A 15788-nucleotide genomic window follows, 5' to 3' on the forward strand; every position below is an offset into this window, starting at 1 on the left:
GACACTGCGTTCCCGCGCCGGCGAGTGGGAGGGCAAGCGCTACGGTCTGCGCCCCCGGCGTGATCCTTCGACGGCCACACCGATTTCCCGTTCAGCGACGTCCACCGACTCCTCGGCCGAGAGCCAGGACACCTGGTAGACCCGGCGACCGTTGTCATCGTATTCAACCCACTGGCGCTGGCCCCACTCCTGAAGCGCTAAGTCGAGCTGGTCGCCTTGAATCACCCAGTCATCGAACTCGCCATGCAGGACACGGATGACTGACGCCGTCTGCAATGGCCTTCCCCAGCGCCGCCACCACAGGATCCCGCTCAGCCGACGCCAGTAGACGACGGACTCGATGACGACATGCCCCGCGGGCTCATCGGTTCCCGGCGCACTCAGCACGCCCACGCGACCGTCGTACTCGTGCACCGGGTGGTCGGGCTCGACGCCGGTGGGAAGCCGTGGCATAGGCCAAGTCTGCCGGTCGACGGGCCGCCGGAAGCCGTGGGTCTCAGGCTTGGTGGACCTCGGGTTGCGCTGCGGCCGTCGAACCGGACTCGAGGACCTCGGCGACGAGGCGGGCCGAGGCGTCGCGGACGCGGTCCTCCGCGGACGGCCAGAGGTGGGCGTAGGTGGTCAGGGTGGTGGTCGACTTGGCGTGGCCGAGGGCGCGCTGGACGGCGACGACGTCGCATCCGGAGGCGATGAGGCCGGAGGCGTAGAAGTGCCGCAGGTCGTGCAGCCGTACGCCCTCGACGCCCGCCCGGATCAGAGTCGTTCGCCATCGGTAGCCGACGGTGTTCTGGTGGGGTGGTTGGTGGTCGACGCCGGCGAAGAGCCAGGGGCACCACAGGCCCTGCTCGACGTGTTGGGCGAGCATCTCGACGAGGGCGTCGGGGATGTGCACGGTGCGCTCGGAGTTGTACTTCGGCAGGCGGATGTCGAGGCCGCCACCGGTGCGGCGCTGGACCTGCCGGCTGACCTGCAGCTGGCGCCGCAGGAAGTCGACGTCGTCGACCCGCAGCGCGGCGGCCTCCCCGAGGCGGAGGCCAGCGAACGCGCACAAGCCGACGAAGGCGCGGAATCGGGGGTCGGAGGCGTCGAGGATGCACCGTACGACGTCCGGGGTCGGGATGGTCATCGCGGCCTCGCGCTTGCGCAGGCGGGGGAGCCGGACGGAGGTGGTGGGGTCGGTGGCGATGAGGCCGTCGCGCACGGCGGCGCGGAAGACCGAGCGCACGTTGACGAAGCGGGTCTTGATCGTGCCGGGCGCCAGGGAGCGGGGTCGCACCTGGGTGGGCACGGTCATCGACTTGACCCACGCCTCGATGTGGCTGGGCCGGACCCGGCGCAGGTCGACCTCGGCGAAGGTGGTCGAGCGGGCGGCGAGCGACATGGCCGCCCGGGTGCCGTCGGTCCAGACCTGGTCGCGCTCCCACGCCTCGAAGTAGCGGATGAAGGAGACCTTTCCGGCCTCGGGGTCGATCCACCGGCCGCGGTCGAGGGCGTCGAGCTGCTGGCGCCACCAGCGGACGGCGTCGACCTGCCGGGCGAACGCCTGCTCGTGCTGACGGCCGGTCTCGGGGTGGCGGTAGCGCGCGCGCCAGGCGTCGCCGCGCCGGCTGACCCCCTCAGGCATCGTTGTGCCGGTGGTGCTGCGTGGTGGCGACCATGGCGTTCCTCTCCAGGTTTGCCACCGTAGCTCTGCGCGGGGACAGGCGTCGAGGGCCACTGGTGGCCTGCTGCGGACGGTCGTGACTGCTACTGGTCCGTCGGGCAAGTGCGCGATGTGGTGTCCACCGGCGACGATCCGGCGACATTCGGTGCTGACAGGCCCAATTCACGAGTGTCGCAAGGAGATCGTCGCCATGACCAGGACCACCGAGAGCCAGGAGCAGCTGGGGCTGTGGGACAGCACCACGCGACCGAGCGAGAGCAAGGGACAGGTGCGGTCGGCGCCGGACCTGCCGACTCAGCGTCCGACGAAACACGTGGAGTACCAGGAGCTCTGGGACATCGACGACCTCGCCGCCTACCTCAGGGTGCCGAAGCAGACGATCTACTCGTGGCGCACGACGGGGTACGGCCCGAAGGGGATCCGGGTCGGCAAGCACCTGCGCTGGCGGGCGGCGACCGTCATCACCTGGACCCTCGGGCTGGAACAGGGGCAGTGACGCGAGACCGCCCGCGCTCACCCTGGCCGTGCCCCCGTTGTGGCCGACTGGTGGTGGAGCCGTGGCCGCCTCGAGCGGGGCGACCCAAGCGCTGGTGTTCGGCCGCGTGCCGGCGGGCAGCCTCGGAGGAGCGTCGTGCCGCGGAGAACGGTGCCATCAGCATCCGCTACCTCAGCCCCGTCGTCTCCATCGAGGCGCACGTCGACGCCGTGCTCGACTCTCCGGCCGCCTGCCGTCGCGTGCTGCGCGAGTTGGTTGACCGGGCCGCCCGCGGCGACCTCGACGATGCGCGGTGGCGCAGCGTTGTCGTAGACCTCGAGCACATTCGGCAGTCGGGCGATCGGTATCCGCGCGGGTCGTACCCGGTCCGCCGCTGACCCCGCCACCTCCACCGTGGCGTGGCGTCCGCGCGTTGCGCCGGGCCTCCGCTGTCTAAGGCCCGACCTTGATCCTCACCCCTTCTAGTCCGGTCATAGCAGTTGCTATAGTTGGGTCATGGTGGAGGACTTGGCCGAGGTCGCGCGTCGTACCGATGAGGTCACGCGTCACGCGCGCGCTGAGCTGGTGCGAGCGGTTCGGCGGGCTGCGTCAGAGGGGATGACCCAGAACCAGATCGCCCAACAGGTCGGACGCAGCCAGCCCGAGGTCTCCCGGCTCTTGCGATTTCATGGGACGTCCCCGTTGGCGCGGCGCCTGCGAGGCAACGCTAGCCGGGTGCGCCAGATCGTGGCCGAGGCCGGCGGTGGGCGGGTGAGGGTGTTCGGCTCCGTCGCCACCGGCCAGGATCGCCCCGACTCGGACGTGGACCTGTTGTTCACCATGGGTCAGCCCCTGAGCTTGATGGAGCTCGGACGGCTCGAGCAGCGGCTTGTGGAGGCCATCGGCGCCCCGGTCGACCTCGTCCCGGATGCCGGGCTCCGCCCCGATCTGAGGGAGCGAGTGCTGGCGGAGGCTGTCGACCTGTGAGCCGTTCGGAGCAGGAGCTTCTGCGCGAGGCTCTCGTCCACTTCGAGTTGATGCTCGAGCACGCCCACGGCGATGTCACGGACCAGCTGGTCGTGGACGCCGTCTGCATGCGGTTGTCCGCGGGTGTCGAGGTGCTCAACCGCCTCGAGCCCTCCGTACGGGACGACATGTTCGGCGACAGCTGGCCCCTCATGTGGGGTATGCGCAACCGGATTGCCCACGGCTATCTCCTGGTCGAGCCCACGATCATCCGCCAGACCTTGGCCACGGACATCCCAGCGATCCTGGCGCAGATCCACCGCACTCTCTCGGAGGGACTGAGCTGAGCGAGGGGCCCTGGACTCCCCGAGGAGGGCCAGCAATCGGTGGTCCCACTTGATTTCGTCCGTCAAAACCTCACCGGCAATGCATGAGGTGTGTGGCACATGGGCTTTGGCTCTCTCGGGGGGTACGAAGCTGTCGTCTCGAGTCAGGGGAGCAGGCGCCGTGCGTGTGGACGGTGTCGGTCTCCGGAGGTGACGGCGGGGCGCCTCGAGTGAGAGAGGAGGCTCGGTGGTCGAGCGATGGACGTCAGGGCAGGGAGGGGTCCGGGTGGGCGTCGGTGAACTCGTCGGCGGCGTCCTGGTCGATGAGCTGTTCGTCGAGGAGCCATTGGACGGCGCGGCGCTGGGCCCCGACGTCTTGGAAGGTGTGCCAGGTCGCGATGAGTTCGGGGTCGCGCTGGTGGTCAGCGTGGGGCTGCGCGATCCGCAGCTCGCCCACATCGAGAACGCGCTGAGTTCCCGACTGTGAACCGCGTTTACTCACGCCACCGTTTCAGTCTCCCGACTCTTGCCACCGGGGTGTGTCACCTGGTAGGCCAAAGTAAAGGGGCTCCGGAATGATGCGGAAGACCGCAGCGTCGATCGCCGCAGGAAGGCCAGCCACGTCCCCCGCGACCCTGACCTCCACCCGTGGCCCGGTGGACGACGCCCCGGTCAGCCGCCCGAGATCGGCGACACCGGGCTGCGGGGCGTACTCGACGGGGGTCGCGTTGCGCAGCACCCGGACCATCGCCCGCATCTGTGCCAGCGTGCGCGACGCCTCCACCTCGATCACCTTCAACGCCTCGAGTGGTGACGTCGGATGGGTGGCCGCGAGCGCGCGGCCTGCCTGGGCTGGACGGCGATGGCCGAGACGTGGTAGGCCACCGTGTCGTGCAGCCCGCGCGCCAGCAGCACCCGCTCCTGCGACTTCACCTGCTCCAGCCACCGCTCCCCGGCGTCGTGCTGAGAGCGCACGGCCCAGCCCAGGGCGAAGGCGGATACCAGGACCCCGAACCTACCGATCGCGGCGGCGACGCCGGTCGAGCTGCCGACGAGCGCCAAGGTCGCGGGGACCAGGACGATGGCCAGACCCGCCGCCGCCTCGCGCCCAGAACCCCACCGGAAGAGGGCGTAGGGCAGCAGGATAACGTAGAGCATCGTGTGGCCGTCGAGCGCCGCTGCGTCGCCGACGATCAGCCCGATGTCGACGACCGCGACGACACCGAACGCCATCGCGACCACGGCGAGCGGGTGGGTACGACGCCACAGCAGCAGCGGCGCCAGCCCGACCGTCACCACCAGCAACAACACCGGCTGCGGGAGGTCGTCACGCAGAGCAGCCTCCAGCCCGCCGCAGACCACCACAAAGACCACCAACGCCCAGTCCCGCCAGACCCCGACCGGTGGCGCCGAAGACCGCGGTTCCTCCAGGAGGGAACGGAGTGGAACTGCTCACCCCCTCAGGGTAGGGAAGCGGCACCGCCCAGGGACCGGCCGAAAGTTCGACCCGACCCCGGCGGCTCCCCACCCTGAGGCGTGTGTCGTGGGTGACAGCGACTCCCTACTCGGGCGTGGGAGGCTGGGGCGATGGAGATCACTCACGTCGAAGACGACGGCCAGGCAAGCGGAGAGTTCGTCCCCGGCGACGAGGGCGGCCGCAACCTGTGGCTGGAGCTGTCGGAACCCGTCACCGACGGTGCCCTCGTGCTACTGCTGACGAAGCGTCTGAACACCGGTCACCAGATGCGCGTCCTCCCGTCAGGGCCGGCCAGCGTGGGCCGCCTCGTCGTGGAGGACGTGTCACCGCAGGACGACCAACGGGTGCTGACGGAGGTCCGCGAGTTCCTCGTCGTACTCGGGCACCTCCCGACGCCACCCAGGTAGCTCGACCGGGCTACCTCGCCAGGTGGTCGGCGATCGCCGCCAGCCCCGCGCCGAACACGCCGTCACCGAAGAGCGCCATCAGCAGGTCCTCGTCGGCCCCCTCGGAGTCGAACTCGGCGAACCACTCGGCGAACGTCTCGCCCGTGCTGGTTACCGGTGACAGGTGCATGGTCGACGCGTAGCGCCGGACGGCGAAGGGGCTGTCGATGATCGCGTACGTGAGCCGATGGGCCTCGGCGTCGAGCGCGAGCAGGCGCTCGGTGACGACCCCGCCGTCGGTCGTGATGAGCCGCCGCACGGGGTCGACGGCTCCCTCCTCACCGGAGTCGAGGGAGCCCGACGCCATGTTGGGGTGCCAGGTCGGGAGTCCGTCGAGGAGCCGGACCACCTCCGACATCGTGTCGATCGGGGGGATGGCGGAGCGGTAGGGCTGCGGCACGAGATCTCCTTGCTCGGGAAACAAAGGGTCATGTGGTGGGGCAGTCGCTCGAGGTCGCCCAGCCCGTCAGCGCGACGATGCGGCACACGAGCACACGGTGGAACAGCTTGTCGGCGTACTGCGACACCGTGCGCGACAGCCGGTCGGCGAGGTCGTCGACCACCGCGGCCGGTGGGTCCGGCACGTGCCGCAGCTCGGCGCGCACCCACCACAGCCGCGACCAGTCCTCCACCTCCCAGTGCTCGACGAGCAGCGACCCGCGCGGGTCGGCGTCGAGGTTGTCCTCGCGCCGCAGCCGGCTCGGCGACTTGGGCTTGACGGTGTCGATCGGCACGCCGAGGAAGCCGTCGTCGGTCACGGCGAAGACGACGGGCTGCGGGTCGGGCCCCCGCCGGGGGTGCAGCGTGACGAGCACCCCGTGGACCTCGGCGGCGAGACGGGCGCGCGCCTGCTCCTCACCCAACCTCATGACGCCGTACGGCGGTCGCGGGTCGCCACCTCAGACCGCGTTGACCTTGGGCATGATCTCCGCGGTGAGGCGCTTGAGGTCGTCGAGGGTCTTGCTCGTGGGCACGTCGCGGAACGGCGGCCGCAGCAGCGGCATCGTCATGCGGGCCTCCTGGTAGCGCTTGAGGATGTCCTCATCCCGAAGGGGAACTGCATCGCGGCCCGGTCGGAGGCCTTCGGCACGTGATGCGGTCGAGGGTCGTCGACACCGAGTCGAAGTCGAGGTCGTCGGCCAGGGCGGTGAGGTCCACACGCGGCTACTAGAGACTTCCCTGCAGGACCGGTGTCTGGCCAGACTCGGTCTAGGTGATCGGCGGGCGGCTCTCTTTGCGGCTGCCCACTAGCGGTATCGGTGTGGCTCACCTTCGGTCTGCAGCCCGCCGGTCACTGTGACGAGGCGTGGCTCAAGAAGGGACTGCCCTGCTCGTAGTAGCACTGCCCACCTCGCCGTCCCCTCATCGGCACGAGTGTTAGGCAGGAGCAGCACATGGAACACACGGATCACACGAAGGACACAGGACCCGTCGTCATCGGCGTCGACCCGCACAAGCTGTCCGCGACGATCGAGGTCGTCGACGGACAGGAGCGTCTGCTCGGTTCGGGTCGGTTCACGACCGACGCGGCGGGCTACGCCGCGATGCGCAGGTACGTCAAGGCGTGGCCTCATCGGGTGTGGGCGGTCGAGGGCGCGAACGGCGCCGGTCGCCCGCTGGCCCAGCGGCTGCTCGAGGACGGGGACGACGTTGTCGACGTCCCGGCCAAGCTCGCGGCCCGGGTGCGGCTGTTCGACACCGGCCACAACCGCAAGACCGACGCCCTCGACGCGCACTCGATCGCGGTGGTCGCCGTCCGCACCGAGGGGCTGCGGGTCCTGCAGGTCGACGGGGAGCTCGAGGCGCTGCGGATGCTCGCCGACCGGCGTGAGGCCCTGACCCGCAGGCGGGTGGAGACCGTCAACCGGCTGCAGGCGTTGTTGGCTGAACTCCTTCCGGGACAGGCGAAACGTGACCTGTCCACCGCCCAGGCCAAGGCCATGCTGGCCGGTGTCCGCCCCCGCGACATCGCCGGCCGGACCCGTCGGCGGATCGCCGTGGAGGAGCTGGCCGAGCTGGTCGCGGTCGAGGTCAAGATGAAGAAGGCCTCCGCCGAGCTTAAGGCGATCGTCGTGGCCCGCAGGTCACGCTTGATGGACATCTATGGCGTCGGGCCGGTGGTCGCCGCCCGGGTCCTGGCCGACGTCGGTGACGTGACCCGGTTCGCCGACCGCAACCGGTTCGCGTCGTGGACCGGGACGGCGCCGCTGGACGCGTCGTCCGGGGAGCAGAACCGCCACCGGCTCTCCCGCGCGGGGAACCGGCGGATGAACCACATGATCCACATCGCCGCGGTCACCCAGCTGCGCCAGGACACCGACGGTAGGTCCTACTACCGGCGCAAGCGCACCGAGGGCAAGAAGCCGCTCGAGGCGCTGAGGTGCCTCAAACGCCGGATCTCCGACGCCATCTATCGCCAGCTCCTCGCCGACGCCGAACGCGACGCCGAACGTGAGGCTGACGCGGGTCCGGGAGGGCACTGCGGGGCGTCTCAAGAATCCAGCGCGGTCGACCTACCCCCGCACATCGACACTTCGGATCAGCCACTTCCCGGACCCGCAGCACCGACGCTACGCCCGGCCCTAGCTCCACGGAAGACCCACCAGCGGGCCCTCGTCACGACCCCTTGACAACAGAAGGGAGCCGAAGTGGGACGGCCGCACTCGCGGCTACTAGGACGCTGCTGAATAAGGCGTGTCGTCCTGGTCGCGCTGGTCGGGGGTTGGGATCATGTGTGGATGCAGGGTCGTCCGCTGGATGCGCGTGAGCTGTTGGATGCTGAGTCGGTCGCGGGGCATCTGATCGACAAGGGCAGTGTGTTCGGGTTGTTGGCGCAGCAGCGGCGGGTGTTGTTCCCGGAGGTGATGTTCGCTGATCTGTTCCCGACCCGGTTGGGTCGCCCGTCGGTGCCGGCGGATGTCGCGGCGTCGGTGATGGTGTTGCAGTCGTTGCATGGGCTCTCGGACCGGGAGGCGATGGCGGCGTTGCGTACGGATCTGCGGTGGAAGGTCGCGTGTGGCCTGCCGGTCGGGCATGGCGGGTTCGACCCGTCGACGTTGACGTACTGGCGGAAGCGGTTGGCGGGGAGCGCGGCGCCGCATCGGATCTTCGACGCGGTCAAGGTGGTGGTCGCCGAGACGGGGGTGTTGACGGGGAAGAACCGGCGGGCCCTGGACTCGACCGCGTTGGATGATGCGGTCGCGACGCAGGACACCGTGACGCAGCTGGTCGCGGTGATCCGTAAGGTCGTCCGGCAGGTCCCCGGCGCGGGCGAGGTCGTCGCGACGGTGTGCTGCGCGCATGACTACGACGACCCGGGTAAGCCCCAGATCGCCTGGGACGACCGCGAGGCGCGGGCGGTGCTGGTCGACGCGTTGGTGCGTGACGCCCTCGCGCTGCTGGAGGTCGTGTCCGGGTGGGACCTCGACGAGGTCGGCGCGGAGGCGGTCGCGTTGCTGGCGTTGATCGCGGGGCAGGACGTCGAACCTGCGCCCGGGTCGGACGGGACCGACGGCCGGTGGCGGATCGCGCGGAAGGTCGCCCCCGATCGGGTCATCAGCATCGTCGACCCCGAGGCCCGGCACATCCACAAGACGGTGCACCGGCGTCAGGACGGCTTCAAGGCGCACATCGCGGTCGAGCCCGAGACCGGGATCACGACCGCGTGCGAGCTGACCAAGGGCGCGGGCCCGCTCGCGCCGGACGGGGCGACCGGGATGCGGCTGATGGACGCGGACGACACCCTGCCCGCGGCGGCCGATCTCCCCGACGGGCAGGTCGTCGACGTCCTGGGGGACAGCGCCTACGCCACCGGTGACGCGCTGGAGAAGATCACCGCGGCGCGGCGGCGTCCGCTGGTCAAACCCGGCCCCCTCAAGCCCGCCGTCGAAGGCGGGTTCACCCAGGACGACTTCACCGTCGACGAGCAGGCCGGCACCGCGACCTGCCCCAACGGCCTGACCCGCCCCATCAGCAAGAGCCGGACCGTCACCTTCGGAATCGGGTGCGTCGGCTGTCCGCTGCGGGCCCGGTGCACCACCGCGAAGCGGGGCCGGATCCTGCAGCTGCACCGGCATCACACGCTGCTGCGCGAGCATCGTCAGCGCGCGAAGGACCCGGCCTGGCAAGCGGACTACCGCCAGCACCGACCGATGGTGGAACGCTCGATCTCGTGGCTCGTGGCCGGGAGGAACCGCCGGGTCCGCTACCGCGGCGTGCGGAAGAACAACGCCTGGCTCCATACCCGCAGCGCCGCCCTGAACCTACGCCGGCTGCTCAACCTCGGCCTGACCCGCACCGACGGAGCCTGGGTCCTGGCCTGAGCCCACGAACGAGGCAGAACCCCCCGTCCACCACCCCTGCAGGCCCCACACAGGCCCCGCACTCCCTCACACCAACCGGAACATCATTCTGGTCTCGCGAGGAACAAGCCCTCCGGGGTGCCCTGAGCGCCCCAGTCGGCACCCTGCCGTCCCCTGAATGACGACCGCGACCCACGAACGAGCCTTGTTCAGCAGGGTCCTAGAGACTTCCCTGCAGGACCGGTGTCTGGCCAGACTCGGTCTAGGTGATCGGCGGGCGGCTCTCTTTGCGGCTGCCCACTAGCGGTATCGGTGTGGCTCACCTTCGGTCTGCAGCCCGCCGGTCACTGTGACGAGGCGTGGCTCAAGAAGGGACTGCCCTGCTCGTAGTAGCACTGCCCACCTCGCCGTCCCCTCATCGGCACGAGTGTTAGGCAGGAGCAGCACATGGAACACACGGATCACACGAAGGACACAGGACCCGTCGTCATCGGCGTCGACCCGCACAAGCTGTCCGCGACGATCGAGGTCGTCGACGGACAGGAGCGTCTGCTCGGTTCGGGTCGGTTCACGACCGACGCGGCGGGCTACGCCGCGATGCGCAGGTACGTCAAGGCGTGGCCTCATCGGGTGTGGGCGGTCGAGGGCGCGAACGGCGCCGGTCGCCCGCTGGCCCAGCGGCTGCTCGAGGACGGGGACGACGTTGTCGACGTCCCGGCCAAGCTCGCGGCCCGGGTGCGGCTGTTCGACACCGGCCACAACCGCAAGACCGACGCCCTCGACGCGCACTCGATCGCGGTGGTCGCCGTCCGCACCGAGGGGCTGCGGGTCCTGCAGGTCGACGGGGAGCTCGAGGCGCTGCGGATGCTCGCCGACCGGCGTGAGGCCCTGACCCGCAGGCGGGTGGAGACCGTCAACCGGCTGCAGGCGTTGTTGGCTGAACTCCTTCCGGGACAGGCGAAACGTGACCTGTCCACCGCCCAGGCCAAGGCCATGCTGGCCGGTGTCCGCCCCCGCGACATCGCCGGCCGGACCCGTCGGCGGATCGCCGTGGAGGAGCTGGCCGAGCTGGTCGCGGTCGAGGTCAAGATGAAGAAGGCCTCCGCCGAGCTTAAGGCGATCGTCGTGGCCCGCAGGTCACGCTTGATGGACATCTATGGCGTCGGGCCGGTGGTCGCCGCCCGGGTCCTGGCCGACGTCGGTGACGTGACCCGGTTCGCCGACCGCAACCGGTTCGCGTCGTGGACCGGGACGGCGCCGCTGGACGCGTCGTCCGGGGAGCAGAACCGCCACCGGCTCTCCCGCGCGGGGAACCGGCGGATGAACCACATGATCCACATCGCCGCGGTCACCCAGCTGCGCCAGGACACCGACGGTAGGTCCTACTACCGGCGCAAGCGCACCGAGGGCAAGAAGCCGCTCGAGGCGCTGAGGTGCCTCAAACGCCGGATCTCCGACGCCATCTATCGCCAGCTCCTCGCCGACGCCGAACGCGACGCCGAACGTGAGGCTGACGCGGGTCCGGGAGGGCACTGCGGGGCGTCTCAAGAATCCAGCGCGGCCGACCTACCCCCGCACATCGACACTTCGGATCAGCCACTTCCCGGACCCGCAGCACCGACGCTACGCCCGGCCCTAGCTCCACGGAAGACCCACCAGCGGGCCCTCGTCACGACCCCTTGACAACAGAAGGGAGCCGAAGTGGGACGGCCGCACTCGCGGCGAAGTGGGACGGCCGCACTCGCGGCGAAGTGGGACGGCCGCACTCGCGGCGATAGGACGCATGTTCCCTTGCTCGATGCCAAAGCCCTACCGGCCGGTGCCGACGGATCGGCAGACACCCCAACGTGGGTAGACATCTTGCCCTCGTTCGGTCGTTCGACGATGGAGACTCCCCCGGGCGCGGTCACGCGGGACCGGCTCGGGCCCACCCAACGCCGCCAATGTCGGACTGGTCGCACATTGTCGAGCCATGGTTGCGCGCCTCTCAGGGAACCGGAAGGAAGCATTTCGCGGTTGCCGTGTCCTGGGGCTCAACACGGCTCTACGCTGCTGCCACACTCCCTAGGTTCCAACGCCGTGCCTCAGCGGCGGGCTCGAGGGAGTGCTCGTTCGTCATCGACATCAGGAGCACAATATGGCAGGTTTTGCGGTTTTCCCGCGCCGTTTGGGCGTGGTCGCCGTGGGGGCGTTGGTCGTCACGGGCCTCGCGTCGTGGCCGGTGGCGACAGCCGCCGGTGGTGCCGCCTCAGGTGGTGCGGCTGCGGTGGTGTCGGTGTCGAGTGCGGTGCAGGTGGGCGTTTCGACGCCGACGGCCAGCCTGAGTAGGGCCACCCTGGTCACCAGGCGGCAGCTGCCGGTGCTGGGACGCCCGACGACATCGACCAATGCCCACACTCTCACGACGCTCACGTCCCCTCAGGTGGCGTCTGCAGCGACAGCACGCTCGACCTTGCTCCACAGCTTTGACGGTGTTAGTGCGCTGGAGAACAAGGCCGCGGCGGGCTTTGACCTCGAGCCGCCGGACGAAGGACTGGGCGCCGGGAACGGCTTCGTCGTGAACTTCGTCAACGTCACCGGCCAGATCCAGGACACCTCGGGAGCGGTGCTGGTGAAGCCGTTCTATCTCAACACGTTCTTTAAGGAGCCGGCGACCGCGAACACCTCGGACCCTCGCATTTTCTACGACAGCAGCAGCGGTCGGTGGATCGCGAGCATCCTGGAGTACGCCTTCGACAGCAAGACCGGACTGATCAGCGAGAGTCACGTGGACGTGGCGACGAGCCGAACCAGCGACCCCCGTGGGCAGTTCCGGATCTTCCGGGTCGACACGACCAACCCCAACCACGCCGATTGCCCGTGCCTGGCGGACTACCCGATCCTGGGCGTCGACCAGGACAACGTCTACATCTCGACGAACGAGTTCGACAAGACGCTGACGCGGTTTAACGGCGCCCAGCTGTACGCCATCTCGAAGTCGCAGCTGGTGTCCGGAGCCTCCGCCCCGCGCCTGGTCTTCTACCAGAACCTGTCCGTCGCGGGTGTGCCCGGGTATCACGTCCAGCCGGCGAACAGCTACGGACCTGCCGGGGTCGAGTACCTCATGAGTTCCCTGGACCCGAACAACACCTTCGACAACCGGCTCGCCGTCTGGGCGCTGACCGACACCGGGGCTGTCACCCGCGGCGGTACCCCGGCCCTCTCGGTGCAGGTCATCTCGTCCGAGGCGTACGCGCTGCCCCCGAACGCGCAAACACCGCCCGGCATGTGCACCGGCAGCCTCTGCGGGAAGGCGGGAGCCCCGACCACGGGAGTCGTGGCCTCTGACTTCGACGCCATGCAGGAAGTGCAGTACATCAACGGCAACCTTGTCGGCGCTCTCAACACCGCAGTAAACGTGGCAGGGGACAGCGGGTCCCGCGCTGGGATCGCGTGGTTCGTCGTCCACCCACAGGTCACCGGTGGGGCCATCTCCAGCCAGACCCGGGTGACCCGGCAGGGCTACGTCGCCCAGTCCGGGGAATACCTGCTCTTTCCGCACCTGAACATGACCCCGAACGGGGCCATGGCCATGACCTTCGGATTCGGCGGACCAGCCACCTACCTGTCCGCGGGGTACGCCACCGCACCGGCCGGCAAACCGTTCGGCGCGATCCGCACGGCCGGCGCCGGGGTCACCACCGACAACGGCTTCACGGGGACCGCGAAGTTCGGCGGCGTCGGCAGATGGGGCGACTACTCCAACGGCCAGATCATCCCGGGCACCAACAACGTCTGGCTCGCGACCCAGTACATCCCCGGCAACGGGGACGGCAACGCCAACTGGGGCAACCGCATCTTCGAGCTGAACCTCGGCTAGGAGCGCGGTCAGGAGCACAAGACCCGGGGGGTCCGCACGCATGGCGCGTGCGGACCCTCTGGCAGGACGACTTCTTCCCACATGCTGACGGGAGGGGGCTCCGACGCGGTCGCCCGTTGGAGGCACCCGTGAGCGCCGAATGTGGGGTCCCCTCCCACAACCAGAGATAAGCACCCACCGGTGTTGGCGTCGGGCCGAGGGCGAGGAAGGTGGTGTGGGCGGCGCGGGCGTAGGCCAGGGCGTCGTGGGGGCGTCCGGCGCCGTCGTAGAGCAGGGCGATGTTCAAGCGCGGATCGTTCCCTCGAGCTCATAACCACGTTAGTCCAAACGCTTCGAGCACGGATGACGCCAGATGGGTCTCCGGGCGCGCCCATCTCGCGGCGGAAGGACACGGCCGCCTACGCGGCGGAAGGATGCTGCCGCTCCCGCGTCGGGTGGATGTCATTTACCCGGTGCGGAGCTTGTCTCCGTGCTCACCGAGAGGCTGTGCGTGGGTCCCGAAGACGAGGAGTTGGCCATACGTGGTGTCGCCGGTGGTGAACTCGAAGGCTTGGTCTCCGGTGGGTGTGCGGCCCAGGGGGATGGGGATGGAGGGCCGGCCCGGGGCAGGGAGGTACTCGACGCGGGTGACGTCGGCGGCGGCCAGGCCCGAGACGGTGATGCCGCGATCGGTGAAGTCGACGGAGTAGTTGACGGGGTAGAGGGGTCCTGCAGTGCCGCAGCTGGCCGTCGGGTAGCAGGTGGGCCATGCTGCGGTGACCTGGGCTACGGCGGCGGCAGCGCTGCTCGGTGTCACGGCAAGGGTGGCGCGGGAGGGGACGGGGAGAACGAGGAACCCGATCAGCGCTGTTGTCAGGGTTACGGCGACGAGCCGTGGCCGGGTGCGCAGCCATCGATGCGGCACGGACGCGGATGCCGGCAGGGGCAGTCGCAGGTCGCTCATCGCGAGCAGGGCGCTCGTGCAGAGCATGCAGGCGGCGAGGGCCCGCAGGTTGTCGGCCAGATAGCCCGCGCCGGGGGTGGGCGTCCCCAGCGCCGCCACGATCGTGCCGGCGTTGATCGTCATGAGGATCAGCAGCAGGGCGCCGGCGATCCGCCGGGCCTGGCCAGTCGTCCCCAGCAGCAGGACGCCGGCGATGACGGTCCAGAACTGGTGATGGGTCCACGACACTGGAGAGGCGGCGACGGTGGCGCACCCCATGAGAATGACGGCCCGCTCCGCCTGACCGGCCTGTGTCAACTGCCGGGCCCGCCACAGCGCGACGATGACCAGACTCCCTACGAGTACGACCCACACCCCGGTGAGAGCCCCTGGCGCCAGCCCGGCCCGCAGCAGCATGCCGTTGACGGACTGGTTGCCCAACGCGGTAAGGTCCATGACCCGGTCGCTGGCGAAGATGGCGGAAGTCCAGAACTGGGTGCTGTCACGCGGCATCACCAGCCACGCCAGACCCGTCGCGACCATGAACCCGGCCGTGGCGTTTGCCGCGGCCCGACGCTGGCCCGTCACGGCCAAGTAGAGGATGAACAGCAGCGGCGTCAGCTTGACCGCGGCGGCCACCCCCGTCAGGGCTCCGTGCCATCGGGAGCCGGTCGCCCCCAGTCCGTCAGCCAGGACCGCGGCCACGATGAACAGGCTCACCTGACCGAAGTGGATGTCGCTTTGCCCCGGGGCTGACGCCAGCACCCCCACCGCGACCAGCCATGACGTTGTCAACCGACGGGACGGCGCCACGTGGAGCGCGCGACCCGCTACCAGCCGGCCGACACCCACGATCGTCAGCAGTGACAGGGCCGTCCACATCACGCCCGCCGCGCCGAATGGCAATCGTGCCAGCGGCGCCATCACGAGCGCCGCGAAGGGCGGGTAAGTGAAGGGATCACCGTTCTCTGCGTGGAAGTCGTACAGCGCCAGCCCGTGCTCGACCCAACGGGTGCCACCCCAGTAGACGTGTAGATCCGCGAGCTGGTCGTCAGCCGGACTGCGAAGAATGAGCCAGCACGACACTGACGCGGCCAAACCAAACGCTGCCACCGCGAGCCGTTGAACCGCCTTCCGGGTGAACAGCGACCCTCCGGCTTCCAGCGTCTTCGCGTCCCCGGGCACGGGACGAGTATGCCGCCCTCCACCGCCCGTCAGGCCATTTCAGGTGAACCTCCAGCGAGGCGAGCCGGACGGCACGTAGCTCGCCCGCGAAGCCTCGCGGTGCGACTGACTCCCGCATTCAGTTGCGCGCGCCGCGGCCCTATCGAGGACGCACGGTCATTCCGTGGA

General features: G+C 69.5%; 16 protein-coding genes. 9 read left to right on the forward strand and 7 right to left on the reverse strand.

The window, feature by feature from the left end:
• Window positions 1-39 precede the first annotated feature (39 nt).
• Together V3N99_15770 and V3N99_15775 are read right to left on the reverse strand one after the other, a co-directional pair.
• The gene (locus V3N99_15770) at window positions 40-453 is read right to left on the reverse strand and encodes a hypothetical protein (protein MEO3938196.1); all 414 of its coding nucleotides are present in this window, start codon (window positions 451-453) and stop codon (window positions 40-42) included.
• A gap of 43 nt (window positions 454-496) precedes the next feature.
• Complete coding sequence (locus V3N99_15775) at window positions 497-1624, reverse strand: site-specific integrase (protein ID MEO3938197.1); 1128 nt, start codon at window positions 1622-1624, stop codon at window positions 497-499.
• Between the two features lie 229 nt (window positions 1625-1853).
• Between V3N99_15775 and V3N99_15780 the strand changes: the two genes are divergently transcribed.
• The 4 genes from V3N99_15780 to V3N99_15795 all read left to right on the forward strand — a co-directional run bounded on the left by V3N99_15780 (window position 1854) and on the right by V3N99_15795 (window position 3917).
• Window positions 1854-2159 (forward strand): helix-turn-helix domain-containing protein, encoded by a 306-nt coding sequence (locus V3N99_15780; GenBank protein ID MEO3938198.1) that lies wholly within the window; start codon window positions 1854-1856, stop codon window positions 2157-2159.
• Window positions 2160-2873: 714 nt separating this feature from the next.
• A complete protein-coding gene (locus V3N99_15785) occupies window positions 2874-3125 on the forward strand; it encodes a nucleotidyltransferase domain-containing protein (protein MEO3938199.1) in 252 nt (83 codons plus the stop codon).
• A complete protein-coding gene (locus tag V3N99_15790; GenBank protein MEO3938200.1) occupies window positions 3122-3451 on the forward strand; it encodes a HepT-like ribonuclease domain-containing protein in 330 nt (109 codons plus the stop codon). The genes V3N99_15785 and V3N99_15790 overlap by 4 nt, the downstream gene beginning before the upstream one ends.
• A gap of 226 nt (window positions 3452-3677) precedes the next feature.
• The gene (locus V3N99_15795; protein ID MEO3938201.1) at window positions 3678-3917 is read left to right on the forward strand and encodes a hypothetical protein; all 240 of its coding nucleotides are present in this window, start codon (window positions 3678-3680) and stop codon (window positions 3915-3917) included.
• Window positions 3918-3941: 24 nt separating this feature from the next.
• On the opposite strand, the gene V3N99_15800 is transcribed toward V3N99_15795, so the two are convergent.
• Both V3N99_15800 and V3N99_15805 read right to left on the reverse strand, forming a co-directional pair.
• A complete protein-coding gene (locus tag V3N99_15800) occupies window positions 3942-4223 on the reverse strand; it encodes a hypothetical protein (GenBank protein MEO3938202.1) in 282 nt (93 codons plus the stop codon).
• A gap of 2 nt (window positions 4224-4225) precedes the next feature.
• Complete coding sequence (locus V3N99_15805) at window positions 4226-4807, reverse strand: hypothetical protein (protein MEO3938203.1); 582 nt, start codon at window positions 4805-4807, stop codon at window positions 4226-4228.
• Between the two features lie 210 nt (window positions 4808-5017).
• Between V3N99_15805 and V3N99_15810 the strand changes: the two genes are divergently transcribed.
• Window positions 5018-5314 carry a hypothetical protein gene (locus V3N99_15810; protein MEO3938204.1) on the forward strand — a complete coding sequence of 99 codons (297 nt, stop codon included), beginning with the start codon at window positions 5018-5020 and terminating at the stop codon, window positions 5312-5314.
• A 10-nt stretch (window positions 5315-5324) separates the two neighbouring features.
• Here the strand turns inward: V3N99_15810 and V3N99_15815 are convergent, their stop codons facing one another.
• Together V3N99_15815 and V3N99_15820 are read right to left on the reverse strand one after the other, a co-directional pair.
• Window positions 5325-5753, reverse strand: coding sequence for an SRPBCC family protein (locus V3N99_15815; protein ID MEO3938205.1), 429 nt, complete (start codon window positions 5751-5753; stop codon window positions 5325-5327).
• 28 nt (window positions 5754-5781) lie between these two features.
• Window positions 5782-6222 (reverse strand): hypothetical protein, encoded by a 441-nt coding sequence (locus V3N99_15820; protein ID MEO3938206.1) that lies wholly within the window; start codon window positions 6220-6222, stop codon window positions 5782-5784.
• A gap of 525 nt (window positions 6223-6747) precedes the next feature.
• Here V3N99_15820 and V3N99_15825 point away from each other — a divergent pair.
• The 4 genes from V3N99_15825 (at window position 6748) to V3N99_15840 (ending at window position 13513) form a co-directional block, all read left to right on the forward strand.
• Window positions 6748-7983 (forward strand): IS110 family transposase, encoded by a 1236-nt coding sequence (locus tag V3N99_15825; protein ID MEO3938207.1) that lies wholly within the window; start codon window positions 6748-6750, stop codon window positions 7981-7983.
• A gap of 108 nt (window positions 7984-8091) precedes the next feature.
• Complete coding sequence (locus V3N99_15830) at window positions 8092-9675, forward strand: IS1182 family transposase (GenBank protein MEO3938208.1); 1584 nt, start codon at window positions 8092-8094, stop codon at window positions 9673-9675.
• 426 nt (window positions 9676-10101) lie between these two features.
• Window positions 10102-11337 (forward strand): IS110 family transposase, encoded by a 1236-nt coding sequence (locus tag V3N99_15835; protein ID MEO3938209.1) that lies wholly within the window; start codon window positions 10102-10104, stop codon window positions 11335-11337.
• 421 nt (window positions 11338-11758) lie between these two features.
• The gene (locus V3N99_15840) at window positions 11759-13513 is read left to right on the forward strand and encodes a hypothetical protein (GenBank protein MEO3938210.1); all 1755 of its coding nucleotides are present in this window, start codon (window positions 11759-11761) and stop codon (window positions 13511-13513) included.
• 445 nt (window positions 13514-13958) lie between these two features.
• Here V3N99_15840 and V3N99_15845 read toward each other — a convergent pair whose 3' ends face one another.
• A complete protein-coding gene (locus tag V3N99_15845) occupies window positions 13959-15620 on the reverse strand; it encodes a glycosyltransferase 87 family protein (GenBank protein MEO3938211.1) in 1662 nt (553 codons plus the stop codon).
• Window positions 15621-15788 lie beyond the last annotated feature (168 nt).

The sequence above is a fragment of the Dermatophilaceae bacterium Soc4.6 genome, from assembly GCA_039889245.1.
In the GTDB taxonomy this organism is placed as follows: domain Bacteria; phylum Actinomycetota; class Actinomycetes; order Actinomycetales; family Dermatophilaceae; genus Lapillicoccus.